This window comes from Pueribacillus theae (genome assembly GCF_003097615.1).
Lineage (GTDB): Bacteria > Bacillota > Bacilli > Bacillales > UBA6769 > Pueribacillus > Pueribacillus theae.
On record NZ_QCZG01000127.1, the window covers coordinates 1 to 338 of the forward strand.

The window sequence follows — 338 nt, forward strand, 5'->3', positions numbered from 1 at the left end:
TACTTTTCTTGGCTTAGACCACGACTTGGCTTGATATTCGGTTTCCTCATAATAACACTCTGTTTTTGTTGTATCAGACGGTGCAGACGCAGGATGTAATTCATCGGCTAGACGTTGCAAGTTTGCATTAGATTTCAAACGAATCACATAATAGACCGACTCATCTTCACATAAATCATACAAAGCAGGAACAGCAAAACCACTATCTCCGCGCAAGAAAGGGATAGTCTCTGGAAATTTCTCGTTATAATGTTCGATAAGAGGTCTTACAAAGTCCACAACACCATTGGAAGTATAAACATTTCCCGGTCGCAGTTGGGCTTTTAGAAAATCACCGG

The 338-nt window shown here is 40.8% G+C and carries 1 protein-coding gene; it reads right to left on the minus strand.

Annotated features, from left to right (window positions below):
* A partial coding sequence (locus tag DCC39_RS18990) for a transposase (RefSeq protein ID WP_165820946.1) occupies positions 1-338 on the minus strand: 338 nt, incomplete at both ends.